Origin of the sequence: Streptomyces clavifer (assembly GCF_036345975.1) — a bacterium.
Lineage (GTDB): Bacteria > Actinomycetota > Actinomycetes > Streptomycetales > Streptomycetaceae > Streptomyces > Streptomyces clavifer.
Map to the genome: position 1 here is coordinate 6,195,179 of NZ_CP107793.1, position 15,136 is coordinate 6,210,314.

Annotated in this window: 13 protein-coding genes; 7 read left to right on the plus strand and 6 right to left on the minus strand. The window is 72.1% G+C overall.

Annotated features, from left to right (window positions below):
• Positions 1 to 13 precede the first annotated feature (13 nt).
• Both OG927_RS26890 and OG927_RS26895 read left to right on the plus strand, forming a co-directional pair.
• Positions 14 to 1,573: a protein phosphatase 2C domain-containing protein gene (locus OG927_RS26890; protein WP_330320909.1), complete on the plus strand. Its 1,560-nt coding sequence runs from the start codon at positions 14 to 16 to the stop codon at positions 1,571 to 1,573.
• 80 nt (positions 1,574 to 1,653) lie between these two features.
• On the plus strand, positions 1,654 to 3,396 hold the full coding sequence (locus tag OG927_RS26895; RefSeq protein ID WP_056792042.1) for a pyruvate dehydrogenase: 1,743 nt from the start codon (positions 1,654 to 1,656) through the stop codon (positions 3,394 to 3,396).
• Positions 3,397 to 3,417: 21 nt separating this feature from the next.
• On the opposite strand, the gene OG927_RS26900 is transcribed toward OG927_RS26895, so the two are convergent.
• Both OG927_RS26900 and OG927_RS26905 read right to left on the minus strand, forming a co-directional pair.
• Positions 3,418 to 3,807, minus strand: coding sequence for a barstar family protein (locus OG927_RS26900; RefSeq protein ID WP_124280732.1), 390 nt, complete (start codon positions 3,805 to 3,807; stop codon positions 3,418 to 3,420).
• Positions 3,808 to 3,901: 94 nt separating this feature from the next.
• Positions 3,902 to 4,300, minus strand: coding sequence for a ribonuclease domain-containing protein (locus OG927_RS26905; RefSeq protein WP_124280731.1), 399 nt, complete (start codon positions 4,298 to 4,300; stop codon positions 3,902 to 3,904).
• A gap of 241 nt (positions 4,301 to 4,541) precedes the next feature.
• On the opposite strand from OG927_RS26905, the gene OG927_RS26910 reads away from it, so the two are divergent.
• Positions 4,542 to 4,961 carry an ATP-binding protein gene (locus OG927_RS26910; RefSeq protein WP_124280730.1) on the plus strand — a complete coding sequence of 140 codons (420 nt, stop codon included), beginning with the start codon at positions 4,542 to 4,544 and terminating at the stop codon, positions 4,959 to 4,961.
• Positions 4,962 to 5,008: 47 nt separating this feature from the next.
• Here the strand turns inward: OG927_RS26910 and OG927_RS26915 are convergent, their stop codons facing one another.
• Positions 5,009 to 6,091, minus strand: coding sequence for a DUF2637 domain-containing protein (locus OG927_RS26915; RefSeq protein WP_124280729.1), 1,083 nt, complete (start codon positions 6,089 to 6,091; stop codon positions 5,009 to 5,011).
• Between the two features lie 204 nt (positions 6,092 to 6,295).
• Entirely contained in the window at positions 6,296 to 7,144 is an 849-nt protein-coding gene (locus OG927_RS26920; protein WP_056792050.1) for a (2Fe-2S)-binding protein, read from the minus strand.
• A 142-nt stretch (positions 7,145 to 7,286) separates the two neighbouring features.
• On the opposite strand from OG927_RS26920, the gene OG927_RS26925 reads away from it, so the two are divergent.
• On the plus strand, positions 7,287 to 8,036 hold the full coding sequence (locus tag OG927_RS26925) for a GntR family transcriptional regulator (protein WP_124280727.1): 750 nt from the start codon (positions 7,287 to 7,289) through the stop codon (positions 8,034 to 8,036).
• A gap of 117 nt (positions 8,037 to 8,153) precedes the next feature.
• Here the strand turns inward: OG927_RS26925 and OG927_RS26930 are convergent, their stop codons facing one another.
• Both OG927_RS26930 and OG927_RS26935 read right to left on the minus strand, forming a co-directional pair.
• Entirely contained in the window at positions 8,154 to 8,936 is a 783-nt protein-coding gene (locus OG927_RS26930; protein WP_056792055.1) for a hypothetical protein, read from the minus strand.
• Positions 8,937 to 9,099: 163 nt separating this feature from the next.
• Positions 9,100 to 10,863 carry a PucR family transcriptional regulator ligand-binding domain-containing protein gene (locus OG927_RS26935; protein WP_124280726.1) on the minus strand — a complete coding sequence of 588 codons (1,764 nt, stop codon included), beginning with the start codon at positions 10,861 to 10,863 and terminating at the stop codon, positions 9,100 to 9,102.
• A 285-nt stretch (positions 10,864 to 11,148) separates the two neighbouring features.
• Here OG927_RS26935 and OG927_RS26940 point away from each other — a divergent pair, with 285 nt between their 5' ends.
• The 3 genes from OG927_RS26940 to OG927_RS26950 are packed head-to-tail and all read left to right on the plus strand — an operon-like array spanning position 11,149 to position 15,047.
• Positions 11,149 to 12,039, plus strand: coding sequence for an FAD binding domain-containing protein (locus OG927_RS26940; RefSeq protein ID WP_056792059.1), 891 nt, complete (start codon positions 11,149 to 11,151; stop codon positions 12,037 to 12,039).
• A 3-nt stretch (positions 12,040 to 12,042) separates the two neighbouring features.
• The gene (locus tag OG927_RS26945; protein WP_056792062.1) at positions 12,043 to 12,627 is read left to right on the plus strand and encodes a (2Fe-2S)-binding protein; all 585 of its coding nucleotides are present in this window, start codon (positions 12,043 to 12,045) and stop codon (positions 12,625 to 12,627) included.
• Positions 12,628 to 12,629: 2 nt separating this feature from the next.
• Positions 12,630 to 15,047 (plus strand): xanthine dehydrogenase family protein molybdopterin-binding subunit, encoded by a 2,418-nt coding sequence (locus tag OG927_RS26950; RefSeq protein WP_330320910.1) that lies wholly within the window; start codon positions 12,630 to 12,632, stop codon positions 15,045 to 15,047.
• Positions 15,048 to 15,136: the final 89 nt, after the last annotated feature.

Below are 15,136 nucleotides of genomic sequence, written 5' to 3' on the forward strand. Positions count from 1 at the left end.
GGACAATATGGGCATGAGTCAGCAGGGGGAGAAGCCCGCCGCCCACGAGGACGACTGGTGGCGCAGGCTGTACGACGACACCGCGCCGGACACGGGCCCGAGCAGCGCGCCCGACAGTCTCGACGACCGCTTCGACTCCGCCTCGGACGCGGTGAGCGGGCCGCCCGGCCCTCAGGACCACCCGGTCACGGCGGTACCGGTGCCCGACCCGCGCACACCCGGGCCGGGATCGGCAGTACGGGACACGCCGGGTGGCGCACCTGCGGCCCCGGCTCCACCCCCTGCCCCTTCCGCACCTTCGACCCCATTCGCCCCGGAGCGATTCCGCGCGCCGCCCGCGGCACGCTCCGCGCCGGAGCAGCCCTTTGTGCCCCCGGTCCCTCCGGAGCCTGTGCCCGCGCCCTCCGCGCCGGAGCGATCCCCGGCGCCGTCCGCGCGCTCCACGCCCCCCGTACCCCCGGCCCCGTCGCCGCCGCGCACCCTGGCCGTTCCCGCGCCCTGGGAGGCCCCGTCCGGACCGGCGGGGCCCCGTACCTTCGCGGTGCCGCTGAATCCGGAGCCGCCGCCCGAGCCGCCGGCCCCCGCAGGATTCCCGTACGTGTCCCCGGAGGGCGAGCCGCCGCGCCCGGTCGTCGGCCACCTCGGGGACCGGCCGCCGACGTACGACGCCGACCCCGCCGCGCTGCCGGTCTCCGGCCCGGACGACATCGGCGGACTCGTCCCCGACACCGTGCTGGACGGGGCCCGCTACGGCACGTACACGCTGCGGGCGGCCTCCGTGCGCGGCGACTCGGCGCGCTTCCGCGGTGAGCCCCGCCGTGACGCCCTGCTCACCGCGCGTTTCGGTACCGGTGACGACGCACTGATCCTGGTCGCGGTGGCCGGGGGAGCCAGGGCCTCGGGCCACGCGCACCTCGCCGCCGCCGACGCCTGCCGCTGGATCGGCGGTGCGGTCGCCCGCAGCCACACCAGGCTCTCCGACGACATAAGGGTGGGCCGCCGGGGAGACCTCAGATCGGGGCTGCACCGCCTCACCGACCGCACCAGCGGCAGGCTGCGCGCCCGCGCGTCCGAACTGGGCCTCGAACCGACCGCGTACACCGCCGCGCTGCGCTGTCTGCTCCTCCCCGCCGATCCGGAGTGCCGCACCCGGGTCTTCTTCGGCATGGGTGCCGGCGGCCTCTTCCGGCTCCGCGACGGCGTCTGGCAGGACCTCGAACCACGCGTCCCGGAGCCGTCCGGCGCAACGGCCGACGAAGAGGGCCCGGGCGGGGACAGGCTGACGATGGATCTGCAGATCACCACACCCCCGCCCCCGTACACCGCGGAGCCCGCGCAGCCGCCCGCCGAGCCCTTCCGGTTCCGTGCCTCGGTCGCCCGCGCCGGGGACACGCTGCTGCTCTGCGGCAGCGGACTGGCCGGACCGATGCGCGGCGAGCCCGTTCTCGCCGAGGAGCTCGCCCGACGCTGGGCCACGGGCCCGCCGGGCCTGCCCGCCTACCTGGCCGACACCCAGCTCAGGATCAAGGGGTACGCCGACGACCGCACGAGCGCCGCGGTCTGGGAGGCGTAACCGCGCACACCATGGGTTGATGGACTCCGTAGCGGGGCAGCCGCATGTGCACGGAGCACACACAGAGAGGGTGCGCACCCATGGCCAAGCAGAACGTGTCGGAACAGTTCGTCGACATTCTCGTGCGGGCGGGGGTCAAGCGGCTGTACGGCGTCGTCGGCGACAGCCTGAACCCCGTCGTCGACGCCGTCCGGCGGAACGCAGCCGTCGAGTGGATCCAGGTCAGGCACGAGGAGACCGCCGCCTTCGCGGCCGGTGCGGAGGCCCAGATCACCGGGAGCCTGGCCGTCTGCGCCGGATCCTGCGGCCCGGGCAATCTCCACCTCATCAACGGCCTCTACGACGCCCACCGCTCGATGGCCCCCGTGCTGGCCCTCGCGTCGCACATCCCGTCGAGCGAGATCGGCCTCGGCTACTTCCAGGAGACCCATCCCGAACTGCTCTTCCAGGAGTGCAGCCACTACAACGAGATGATCTCCAACCCGCAGCAGATGCCGCGGCTGCTCCAGACGGCCATCCAGCACGCGATCGGCCGCGGCGGCGTCAGCGTCGTCTCGATGCCCGGCGACATCGCCTCCCAGCAGGCCCCCGAGAAGTCCATCGAGCACGCCCTGGTCACCTCGCGGCCCTCCGTGAAGCCCGGCGACGAGGAGATCGAGAAGCTCTGCCGGATGGTCGACGAGGCCAAACGGGTGACGTTGTTCTGCGGCAGCGGAACGGCCGGCGCGCATGCCGAGGTGATGGCCTTCGCCGAGCGCGTGAAGGCGCCGGTCGGCCACGCGCTGCGCGGCAAGGAATGGATCCAGTACGACAACCCGTACGACGTCGGCATGAGCGGTCTGCTCGGCTACGGTGCCGCCTACGAGGCCACCAACGAGTGCGATCTGCTGATCCTGCTGGGCACCGACTTCCCGTACAACGCGTTCCTGCCGACCGACGTGAAGATCGTCCAGGTCGATGTGCGGCCCGAGCACCTGGGGCGGCGGTCCAAGCTCGATCTGGCGGTCTGGGGCGATGTGCGCGAGACGCTGCGGGCCCTGACACCCAGGGTGCGGGCCAAGACCGACCGCAAGTTCCTCGACCGGATGCTGAAGAAGCACGCCGACGCGCTGGAGGGCGTGGTCAAGGCGTACACCCGCAAGGTCGAGAAGCACGTGCCGATCCATCCCGAGTACGTCGCCGCCGTGCTCGACGAACTCGCGGACGACGACGCGGTGTTCACCGTCGACACCGGCATGTGCAACGTGTGGGCCGCCCGCTACCTCACGCCGAACGGCAGGCGGAGGGTGATCGGTTCGTTCAGCCACGGCTCCATGGCCAACGCACTGCCGCAGGCGATCGGGGCCCAGTTCACCGACCGGAACCGGCAGGTCGTGTCGATGTCCGGCGACGGCGGATTCACCATGCTGATGGGCGACTTCCTCACGCTCGTCCAGTACAACCTCCCGGTGAAGGTCGTCCTGTTCAACAACTCCTCGCTCGGCATGGTCGAGCTGGAGATGCTGGTGGCGGGCCTGCCCTCGTTCGGCACGACCTACAAGAACCCGGACTTCGCGGCGGTCGCCCGGGCCGCCGGAGCCTACGGTGTGCGGGTGGAGAAGCCCAAACAACTGGAGGGCGCCCTCAAGGACGCCTTCAAGCACAAGGGGCCCGCACTCGTCGATGTGGTCACCGACCCGAACGCGCTGTCCATTCCGCCGAAGATCAGCGCCGACATGGTCACCGGCTTCGCCCTGTCCGCCAGCAAGATCGTGCTGGACGGAGGCGTGGGGCGGATGCTCCAGATGGCGCGCTCCAACCTCCGCAACGTCCCTCGCCCCTGAGGCGGGCCCGGCGAGGAGCGGTCACCTCAGGCGCAGGGTCCCGGGCGCGGTGCGCTCGGTGATGATCTGCACCAGCTGGTCGAAGAGCGTCGGCCCCCGGCCGGCCAGCGCCTCGGCCAGCTCGGCCCGCACCCGCTCCCTGCCGGTGGCGTGCGCCCGGTCCAGGGTGCGGCGCAGGTGGCGGGCGGTCTCCTCATGGCCCAACGCGCCTGCGGACGCGGCATGGTCGCGCCACTCGATGACGAAGTCGGCATCGTCCGGGGTGCCCATGCCACCGCTCAGGCAGTCGGCGAAGGCGTCGAGATTGCGTCCGAAATAGCCGCCGGGACCGTTCACGGCCTCGCCGACCACCTCCCAGAAGCGCTCCAGGCCGGTGACCTCGGAGCCGTCGATCACATAGATCACGGTCATGCTCGGAGGGTACAAGCGTCTCTCCCGACGCCCGTCCGGTGATCCGCGCCGCAGGTGGGGGGCTGCGGCGCGGACCGGACCGGGGTGGTGCGGATCAGCAGCCGTGGTCGACCAGGTCGAAGGACTCGTAGTGGTCCGCGGTGTAGTAGTCCTCCCGGACCTCGTCACCCGTCACGATCCGGCGGGCTCCGCGCGTGTCGGAGCCCGGCGTGATGACCGTGTACTCGTGGTAGTAGCCCGCACCCCGGCTCGGCAGGACGCCCTCCCGGTTCTGGAAGACGGTGCCGTCCTGGTCGAACGGGAAGGGGCCGCCCGCGTCGATGAGATCGAGGGTGTCGTGCGCCTGCGCCGGCAGCGCCGAGTAGCAGATGCTGCCGACGGCGGCGGTCGAGGGAGCGGTCGCCGCCGTCGCCGTGACGGGGCCGGCGACGAAGAGGACGGACAGAAGGGCGGCGACGCCGCCGAGCGTGGTGATCCGTGGGGGGATTCGCATGCCCACCATGATGACGCGCGTAGATACCCTTCCGTCAACGCCGACCCGTGTGAATCTTTGGCGAGTCAACCGTGCTCATGGATACACAACTCGACTGACACGCCAGGGGTGTTGGACGGGTGCATGTTCACCTGTTGGTGCCGGAAAAAGGGTGACCGCCCGTCAGTGGGGCATGCATCCCGTGACGGTGTTCGACACATGACGGAATCAAGGAGGCCGATTCACGGTGCATGCGGGGGACATGACGAAGCGGCAGAAGCGTCAGGAGAGCGAGCCGGTCCGGCTGCACCGCAGACTCGGCCACACCGATCTGTCCGGTGTGGGGGAAGTGCGCGGTGCGCTGAGGGATTTCCTCCGCCACCGCTCGCGCCCCGAGGAGACCGATGTGGCGGAGCTCCTGCTGAGCGAGCTGGTGACGAACGCACTGATCCACACGCGGAACGGGGCCGTGGTCACGGTGACGGCGGCTCCCGCGCGATTACGCGTGGAGGTGCGCGACTTCGTGGCGGGGCAGGAGCCCGCGCCGTACGTACCCAACGCCGACGACGGTACGCACGGCAGAGGGCTCCTCCTCGTGCAGAGCCTGGCGGACTCCTGGGGGGTCACGGCACAGGCGCTGGGCAAGGTGGTCTGGTTCGAGCTGAACGGCGGGAGGGCCTGACGCCCGGCTCGCGGCTCACGCCGCTCAGCCGGACCGCTGTACGCCGGTCACCCGAACTGCTGCTCCAGGTCCTTGAGTTTCTGCTCGAGCGAATCGAGCCGGGGCAGTGCCTGGGCGTCGTACTCCGCACCGACGTCGACGGCGGCCGGTTCCTTGCTGGTGGTCGGTGCCGACGTGCTTCTGGATTGCGTGTGGTTCAGGGCCTGCAGGGACGGCCGGGGACGAAGGGGCAGCTGTCCCGCCTCCGTCGTGGCGGGCTCCACGGCCGCCTGTCCGCCGCCCGGTGCGGTGGCGATGGCCTGCACGTCCATCTGGCGGCCGATCCGGGCGCTGCGCCCCCACACCCGGTTCTGCCGGTTCAGTGCCTTGATGTGGGCGCGGTCCAGCTTCGCCCGGTCCCTTCTGTTGTGCCGGTCCAGCTCCTTCTTCTGACGGTCCTCACGGACGTCGTCCACCGCCTCGTCCAGGGTGCGTACGCCCTCGAGGAGCATCAGCGACCAGGCGCCGAAGGTCTCCCTGGGGGCGCGCAGCCACCGCACGATGCGGATCTGGGGCAGGGGGCGGGGCACCAGGCCCTGCTCGCGCAGTGCGGCCCGGCGGGTCTGCTTCAGCGCGCGGTCGAACAGTACGGCAGCCGAGAGGGACATCCCCGCGAAGAAGTGAGGGGCGCCCGCATGCTCAATACCGCGGGGTGCGTGCACCCAGTTGAACCAGGCGGCGGCGCAGGCGAACGTCCACACCAGCAGCCGGGACCCCAGCGCGGCGTCGCCGTGGCTGGCCTCGCGCACCGCGAGCACCGAACAGAACATCGCGGCCCCGTCGAGGCCGAACGGGACGAGGTACTCCCAGCCTCCGGAGAGGTTGAGGTTTTGCCGGCCGAAGCCGACGAGCCCGTGGAAGGAGAGGGCGGCGGCAACCGCGGCGCAGCAGAACAGCAGCAGGTACGAGGCGGTGGCGTACAGTGCCTCCTTGCGCCTGCGGCGGTCCTCGCTGCGTTCCCAGCTGTCGTCGGCTGCGGCCTGCTCGGCGGCGCGCTTGCCGCGCGCGATCACCGTCACCGCCGCCAGTACCCCCACGAGCAGCACGGCGCCCGGAAGCAACCAGTCAAGCGAGATATCGGTCAATCTCATGCGCGGTCCCTTGCGTCACGTAGGGCGTATCGAGCGCCATCGTGACGGAAAACCGCACCGTGCAGGGGGGTTTCGGGCCAACTAAACCCTATTGAGGTGGTCAAGTTCACCGATGGGGTGAAAACTTATCGAACGGCCGCCTATGGGTAGCGTGTTGTGTTCGAAGTCGGGTCGCCCGGACGGGCGGTGCGAGCCAACGAGGGCTCAGGGAGCGGGAGTCAGCTTCCGGACACGGTCGGCGTCGCAGGTGCGGGGGCAGGTGACACAGGTGTCCTCCGGCCGCAGCGTGTAGAACAGGCAGCAGCTCGCCCGGTCACGGGTCGGGAGGGACGCGCCGTCGGGGCCGGTCAGCTCACGGAAGCCGGCCGTGCCCACGTACGGCTTGGTGGTGCCGGGCAGGAGCAGCCCCAGCTCCTTCATCGCGCGGCGCTCCTCGCCGAGCAGGTGGGCCACGTACCAGAGGCCCTCGACGATCTCGTCGGTCGCCATGCCCCACAGTGCCCGCTTGCCGCGCCGCATGCGCGGTCCGAATCCGTCCAGCACCGGGCCGAGGTGTTCCGCCACGGCATCGAGGACCTCGGCCCGCAGCGCGGCCTCGTCCGGCACGATCCGGGCGCCGGGCAGGACCGCCGCCGGGTCGTCCGGCAGACAGGCGAACTCCCGCACACGGAGGGTCAGACGGCCCAGTGCCCGATGGAAGGAGACGTCCTGTACGGGGATCCGGGGCACCCGGCGGTGCGTGAACCAGGGCACCGTCACCAGCAGGCAGGCGGGCCAGGCGTAGCGGTGCAGTCCGAAGCTGGCCACCACGTCGGGGCGGGCTCGCGTGCCGTAGTCCCGCACCACCTGGGCGTCGTCCCAGGCCAGGAAGGTGTCCAGGGTCGCACCGCCCTCCGCGAGCCCGGCCGCACCGACCCAGCCGGATCCCGACGGTGCCGGGGCGTCATCGGCGAGCACCTCGGCGCGCAGTCCGGGGAAGACCTCGGCCAGACGTGTGTACGCCGCCGTCACGGGTGACGGGGCGGCGGCGGTGAGCAGGGTGGGGACGGTCATGCGGGACCACCGAATCACGATCTTTTACAGGTAAGCCTTACCTTACCCGAAACGGTCGGTATTTGAACTGCGGGCCGCTCCGCCTATCGTGCTCAGGGGGCCGGGCGCATGCGAGCGGGGCCCGCGGTCCGAGGAGGTTCCGGTGGAGCAGGGCAGAACGCGCGACGGCGTACGCCTGCCGTACGCATCCTCAGGGACCCCGCCGGACGCCCGCGTGCCCGAGCAGGCGCGCGGTGAGCACACCCACAGTGAGCCGCACGCGCCCCGGGTGGTGCAGCGGCACTCCGTGCGCAGCCAGGTCCTCGACGCGCTGCGCGCCGCCCTCGTCGGCGGTGAGCTCGCCCCCGGGCAGGTCTACTCGGCCCCGGCGCTGGGCGCCCGCTTCGGTGTCTCGGCTACACCGGTGCGTGAGGCCATGCAGCAGCTGACCGTCGAGGGAGCCGTCGAGGTCGTGCCCAATCGCGGCTTCCGGGTCAGTGAGCGCGGCCCGCGTGAGCTGTCCGAGCTCGCCGAGGTGCGTGCCCTGATCGAGGTCCCCGTGATGCTGCGGCTGGCCCGTACCGTCCCGGCGGGCAACTGGTGCGCCCTGCGGCCACTGGCCGACGCCACGGTCGCGGCGGCCGCGGTCGGTGATCGTGCGAGCTACGCGGAGTGCGACCGCGCCTTCCACCGTGCCGTTCTCGCGCTCTCGGGCAACGAACAGCTCGTGATGGTCGCCGACGACCTCCACCGCCGCTCCCAGTGGCCGCTGGTGAGCAACCCGGCCACCCGCCGGGCCGATCTCCTCGCCGACGCCTCGGAGCACACCGCGCTCCTGGACGCGCTGATCGCCCGGGACCTGGCGGTGGTGCAGTCGCTGGTGCGCGAACACTTCAACGGCGCGGACGGCTGAGGGCCGCCGGTCGCGCCCGCTCCCGCCGTCCGGAAGCCTCCCCTCCCGGCCCTGCCCGTCGGGCGGAGGGGCGGTACGGCGGCCCGGGTGAGGGCCTGACCGCCCCTCCGCCCGCGCTCAGTTCGCCTCGACGGTCTCCGGGGCCGGCGGTTCCAGCCGGGGAGCCAGCCAGGTCGGTACGCCGCCCAGCAGCCGGAACAGCCTGCCCGCCTCGGCGCGCAGCCGGGCGGCCTCGGGTCCCGTCTCGGCGTCCGCGAGGGAGATGAGCGCGGGGGCCGTGCCGACGAGATAGCCCAGCTCCTCCCGTATCCGCAGCGACTCCGCGAATCCGTGCCGGGCCTCCGCGAGCTCCCCGTCGCGCAGGGCGAGCGAGGCGAGGTGCCGCCAGGTGAACGACAGCAGCAGCTCGTCCCCCTGGGCCGTGGCCCCGGCGTGCGCCCTGCGGTAGGCGGCGCGTGCCGACTCGGGTGCGTCGGCGATGTTCTGGGCGATGAGCCCACGCCGGAAGTCCAGCAGCGGGCGGCCCGGAGCCGCGGGGGCGAGCAGGGCCGCGGCCCTGCTGAGCGCCACGCTGGCCTCGTCGGCCCGGTCCCGTGCGCCGAGCAGGGTCGACGCGTAGGCCAGGTAGCCGCGCTCGCAGGCGGCGGCTCCGCGCTCGGTGTTGTCGTGGGCGAGCGCCTCCGCGGTGCGCAGCGCGTCCTCGGCGTCGGTCCAACCGGTGCCGGTGTACAGGCACCGTTCGGTCAGCAGGGAGGTCCGCTGGAGGGCGGCGGCGGGGTCGGTGGCCGCGTGCGGTTCGAGCAGCGCGGCCGCGTCGGTCCAGCAGGCGCGTGAACGCAGCCGCCATACCGCTGTCTGGAGCGGCGGATCGTCATCTGCTGTCGTTCCGGAACCAGACATGGCGGTATGCGCCACATTGCCCTCCCCGAGCGCGCCATTGAGCTGTTGAGTCTGGGCGCATCTCAGCACGGATTGGCACGCCGGGCCAAGGGGTGGGATCGATGTCAGGTGAAAGAATTCACAATCGGGCGGAGCCCGGACGGGCCGTCCGGGGGCCCGGAGGTCAGCTCATGCGCAGGGCGAGGAAGAAATCGAGCTTGTCCTCCAGGCGCGAGAGGTCACGCCCCGTCAACTGCTCGATACGTCCGACGCGATAGCGCAGTGTGTTGACGTGGAGGTGCAGCCGGGCGGCGCAGCGCGTCCAGGAACCGTCGCAGTCCAGGAAGGCTTCGAGCGTCTCGATGAGCTCCGCCCGGTGACGCCGGTCGTAGTCGCGCAGCGGGTCCAGGAGCCGTGCCGTGAAGGCCCGGCGCACGTCGTCGGGGACGAAGGGCAGCAGCAGGACGTGCGAGGCGAGCTCGTGGTGACCGGCCGCGCAGACCCGCCCCGGCCGGGCCGCCGCGACCCTGCGGGCGTGCCGGGCCTCCTCCAGGGCGCCGCGCAGACCTTCGGCGGAATGCACGGCGGCGCTGACACCCAGTGTCAGGCGGCCGTCGTCCGCGAGACCCGCGGACAGCGGGTCCCGGACCGTGGCGAGCAGGGAGTCGGCGTGCAGCGCGGTGTCCCGCCGCTCCCGCGCCCCGGTGTCCCGGGCCGTCCCCGCGGGGGACGCGCCCTCGGGCCTCTCCGCGCCCTCGACGTCCGACGGCCCGCCGGGTGCGGAGGCAGGGCTCACGGCGGGCAGGGGCACGAGGGCGATGGCCTCGTCGCCCGTGTGTGCCACGGCGATCCGGTCGGCGGAATCGGGACCCGTCACCGCGGGGTCGACCAGGATCTCCTCCAGCAGGGCCTGCGCGACCTGGCCGCCCGGAAGGTCGGCGTCCTCGCCCGACCACTCGACCCGGGCCACCACGACCTGCCAGTGCGGGGCCGTACCGAGGCCCGGCAGCAGGACCGGGGCGGCCACCCGCAGCCTCGCCGCGATCTCGGACGGGGCGGCACCCGTCTGGACGAGCTCCAGCACCTCCTGGGCGAGCCTGCGGCGTACCGCGCGGGCCGCGTCGCGGCGGTCGCGTTCGACCGCGATCAGCTGGGTGACGCCCTGGAGCAGGTCCAGCCGCGCGGCCGGCCAGTCGCTCGCGTCCGCCTCCACGGCGAGCAGCCAGTCCGAGAGCACCGACTCGCGCACGTCGCGGGGTGCGGCCGGGACGGTGCCCCGGCCGTTGTTCCGGATCGGGAACAGCGAATACGTCGTACCGTCGGCCTCGGCCCGGTGCGGGCCCCGGCGGCCGGTCCGGGTCGCCGCGAGGTGCTGCCCGGCCAGGGCCGCACCGACGTGCCCGGCCAGCGGCTCGCCCGCCCCGGCGATCTGCCGGCCCGTGGGGGAGAGCACCCAGGCCCGCAGATCGAGGTCGGAGGTGAGCAGGTCCAGGACCACTTCGGGGCCGCCGCCGGTCGGGCCCGAGGTCATCAGCCTGCGGTGCCTGTCGACGACGGCGGCGAGGTCGCCGGCCCGTTCGCCGGAGACCTGGCGCACCACGTGCTCGGTGATCGTTGCGAAAGCGACGATCTCGTTCACTGCGAAGAGCGGCAGCCGGTGCTGCAGGCACGCCTCGACCAGATCGTCGGGGACGTCGCCCAGCTCCGCCTCGCCCGCCGCCAGCCCGGCCACCCCGGCACCGGCCAGGATCCGGACGAACGGCTCCGAGTCCGAGGCGTCCCGGCGCCAGGCCAGTCCCGTGAGGACCAGCTCGCCGCCGGAGAGATAGCGGCTGGGGTCGCGCAGATCGGTCGTCATGACGCCCCGGACCGAACGGTCCAGCTCGTCCTCGCCGCCGAGCAGCCGCAGGCCCAGCGCGTCGGTGTCCAGCAGTGCGCGCAGCCGCATCGTCGATTCGCCGCCGATTCTTTTCGTTGGTGCGTGAGGGGGTGTGGGGGCGGCGGGGACACCTGTGAATTGCGGTGAGGTTACCGGAACCCGCCATTCGTTCGAATCTACAAGACAGGGGTGGGGGCCAGCCAATTCCTTCATGGTTTCGGTGACTGCACCGAGTGGAGCAAGGCTTGTGTACTGGGCCACACACCGCGTCAACAACACAGGAACGACCAGTAGAGGGCAGGCCGCACCCCGCCCCCAGCCGAACGACCCCGATTGAGAAGAAGAGAGCCACTCATGGACTTCCTTCGCCCCGCCAGCTGGGAGGAGGCGCTCGCCGCCAAGGCCGAGCACCCGACGGCTGTGCCCATCGCGGGTGGCACCGATGTGATGGTCGAGATCAATTTCGACCACCGGCGGCCCGAACACCTCCTGGACCTGAACCGGATCGGTGAGCTGTCCGAGTGGCAGACCGGCCCGGACACCGTGCGGCTCGGCGCCTCCGTGCCGTACAGCGCCATCATGGAGAACCTCAGGACCGAGCTGCCCGGCCTCGCGCTCGCCTCGCACACCGTCGCCTCACCGCAGATCCGCAACCGCGGTGGTGTCGGCGGCAACCTCGGCACCGCGTCCCCCGCGGGCGACGCCCACCCGGCCCTGCTCGCCGCGGGTGCCGAGGTCGAGGCCGAGTCCGTACGCGGCACCCGGATGATCCCGATCGACGCCTTCTACACCGGCGTCAAGCGCAACGCCCTCGCGCCGGACGAGCTGATCCGGGCCGTCCACATCAAGAAGGCCGACGGCCCCCAGCAGTTCTCCAAGGTCGGCACCCGCAACGCGATGGTCATCGCCGTCTGCGCCTTCGGCCTCGCCCTCCACCCCGGGACCCGCACCGTCCGCACCGGCATCGGCTCCGCCGCCCCCACCCCGGTCCGGGCCGAGGCGGCCGAGGAGTTCCTGAACGCCGCGCTCGACGAGGGCGGGTTCTGGGAGAACGGCAAGATCATCACTCCGTCCGTCGCCAAGCAGTTCGCCCAGCTCGCCTCCGGCGCCTGCAGCCCCATCGACGACGTACGGGGCACCGCGGCCTACCGCAGGCACGCCGTCGGCGTCATGGCCCGCCGCACGCTGGGCTGGACCTGGGAGCAGTACCGCGACACCGGCCGCACCCTCGAAGGAGCTGCTTAACCCATGCGAGTGAATTTCACGGTCAACGGCCGCAAGCAGGAAGTCGACGACGTCTGGGAGGGCGAGTCCCTCCTGTACGTCCTGCGTGAGCGCATGGGCCTTCCCGGTTCGAAGAACGCCTGTGAGCAGGGCGAATGCGGTTCCTGCACCGTCCGCCTCGACGGTGTGCCGGTCTGTTCCTGTCTCGTCGCGGCCGGCCAGGCGGAGGGCCGTCAGGTCGTCACCGTCGAAGGTCTCGCGGACTACGCCAGGCACCGCGAGGACGCCCACCCCGGCACCGGCTGCGCCACCGGAGCCTGCGGCACCCCGCTCGGCACGGCCCGGAGCCGGCAGGCCGGGGACGGGCAGGGCACCGAGGAGCTCTCCCCGATCCAGCAGGCGTTCATCGACGCGGGCGCGGTGCAGTGCGGGTTCTGCACCCCCGGCCTCCTGGTCGCCGCCGACGAGCTGCTCGAAACACAGCCCTCCCCGTCCGACCAGGACATCCGCGAGGCACTCTCCGGCAACCTCTGCCGCTGCACCGGTTACGAGAAGATCCTCGACGCGGTCCGCCTCGCGGCCGCCCGGCAGGAAGAGGCGGTCCGATAGCCATGGCGCTGCACCCACGAGCCGCCTCCGTACCGGCCGGCACCCCCACCAGGATCACCCAGGGTTCGATGACGAAGGGCGGAATCGGCGAGTCCACCCTGCGCCCCGACGGCACCCTCAAGGTCACCGGGGAGTTCGCGTACTCCTCGGACATGTGGCACGAGGACATGCTGTGGGGCCACACGCTCCGCTCCACCGTGGCCCACGCCGCGATCAGGTCGATCGACATCGGCGAGGCCGTCGCCACGCCCGGCGTCTACGCCGTGCTCACCTACGACGACCTGCCCGCCGCGATGAAGAACTACGGCCTGGAGATCCAGGACACCCCGGTCCTCGCCCACGGCAAGGTCCGCCACCACGGTGAACCGGTGGCCCTCGTCGCCGCCGACCACCCCGAGACCGCACGCCGCGCCGCGGCCAAGATCCGCATCGACTACGCCGAACTGCCGGTCATCACGGACGAGGCGTCCGCGACCGCACCGGACGCGGTCCTGGTCCACGAGGGCCGCACCGACCACCACGTCGGTCATGTCGCGCACCCCAACATCGTGCACCGCCAGCCGGTCGTCCGCGGCGACGCGGACGCCGCCGCGCAGCAGGCCGACGTCGTCGTCACCGGCGACTACGTCTTCGGGATGCAGGACCAGGCCTTCCTCGGCCCCGAGTCCGGCCTCGCCGTGCCGTCCGAGGACGGCGGCGTCGAGCTGTACGTCGCCACCCAGTGGCTGCACTCCGACCTCCGCCAGATCGCCCCCGTCCTCGGCCTCCCCGAGGACAAGGTCCGGATGACGCTCTCCGGCGTCGGCGGCGCCTTCGGCGGCCGCGAGGACCTGTCGATGCAGATCCACGCCTGCCTGCTCGCCCTGCGCACCGGCAAGCCCGTGAAGATGGTCTACAACCGCTTCGAGTCCTTCTTCGGGCACGTCCACCGGCACCCGGCCAGGCTCCACTACGAGCACGGGGCCACCAAGGACGGCAGACTCACGCACATGAGGTGCCGGATCGTGCTGGACGGCGGCGCGTACGCCTCCGCCTCCCCGGCGGTCGTCGGCAACGCGGCCTCGCTCGCGGTCGGACCGTACGTCGTCGAGGACGTCGACATCGAGGCGCTCGCGCTCTACTCCAACAACCCGCCCTGCGGCGCCATGCGCGGCTTCGGAGCGGTCCAGGCGTGCTTCGCGTACGAGGCGCAGATGGACAAGCTGGCCGCCGCACTGGACATGGACCCCGTCGAGCTCCGGCAGCTGAACGCCATGGAGCAGGGCACCCTGCTCCCCACCGGCCAGCGCGTCGACTCCCCGGCCCCCGTCGCCGAGCTGCTGCGCCGCGTGAAGGCCCGCCCCATGCCGCCCGAGCAGCAGTGGCTCTCGGCCGACGCCGGGGGCAGCTCCGTCGACGTACGCGCGCTGCCCGGCGGGCTGTCCAACACCACGCACGGCGAAGGCGTCGTGCGCGGGGTCGGCTACGCGGTCGGCCTCAAGAACGTCGGCTTCTCCGAGGGCTTCGACGACTACTCCACCGCCCGGGTGCGGATGGAGGTCATCAACGGCGAGCCCGTCGCCACCGTGCACACGGCGATGGCCGAGGTGGGCCAGGGCGGTGTCACCGTCCACGCCCAGATCGCCCGTACCGAGCTCGGCGTCAGCCAGGTGACCATCCAACCGGCGGACACCCGGGTCGGCTCCGCCGGTTCCACCTCCGCGTCCCGCCAGACGTACGTCACCGGCGGCGCCGTGAAGCACTCCTGCGAGGCCGTCCGCGAACAGGTGCTGGAGATGGGCCGCCGCAAGTTCGGTACGTACCACCCCGCGTGGGCGACCGCCGAACTCCTCCTGGAGGGCGGCAAGGTCGTCACCGACGGCGGCGAGGTGCTCGCACCGCTGGCCGAGGTGCTGGAGGACGAGGCCGTGGACATCGAGCTGGAGTGGCGCCACCGGCCCACCGAGGCCTTCGACCTGCGGACAGGCCAGGGCAACGGCCACGTCCAGTACTCCTTCGCCGCCCACCGCGCGGTCGTGGAGGTCGACACCGAGCTCGGCCTCGTCAAGGTCATCGAGCTCGCCTGCGCGCAGGACGTCGGCAAGGCCCTCAACCCGCTGTCGGTCGTGGGCCAGATCCAGGGCGGCACCACCCAGGGGCTGGGTGTCGCCGTCATGGAGGAGATCCTCGTCGACCCGAAGACCGCGAAGGTGCGCAACCCGTCCTTCACGGACTACCTGATCCCCACCATCCTCGACACGCCGAGCATCCCGGTCGACGTGCTGGAACTCGCCGACGACCACGCCCCGTACGGGCTCCGCGGCGTCGGTGAGGCCCCGACCCTGTCGTCCACCCCGGCCGTCCTCGCGGCGATCCGGAACGCGACGGGGCTGGAGCTCAACAGGACACCGGTGCGCCCCGAGCACATCACCGGGACCTGACGCACCGACAGACGACCCGGGACGGTGCCGCGCACCGTCCCGGGCCCGGACCCACCTGCACGAAACGTTCGCCTCGGGCCGTCCCCCGG